At 43.8% G+C, this 242-nt stretch carries 1 pseudogene; it reads left to right on the top strand.

Annotated features, from left to right (window positions below):
• Window positions 1-242, top strand: a pseudogene (locus GCWU000341_RS13975) (IS3-like element ISRgn1 family transposase); the annotation flags it as partial.

Below are 242 nucleotides of genomic sequence, written 5' to 3'. Positions count from 1 at the left end.
TGTACACCATTATATGAACGGTGATCTGCAGCTTTACGCCATTGTCCGGCGTAGAAAGCCGGATTACCGAAAAGGGAAGGCCCATAAAGTATTTGACAATCTCTTGAATCAAAATTTCAGTGCAGAGCATATCAATCAGAAGTGGGCTACTGATTTCACATATGTCTTCCTCAGAGATGGAAGCGTGCGCTATAACTGCACGGTCATCGATCTTTATGATCGCAGCGTAGTATCCAGTATCA

The organism is Oribacterium sp. oral taxon 078 str. F0262 (assembly GCF_000160135.1).
Classification (GTDB): Bacteria; Bacillota; Clostridia; order Lachnospirales; family Lachnospiraceae; genus Oribacterium.
This window is presented reverse-complemented; position numbering and strand designations above follow the sequence as displayed.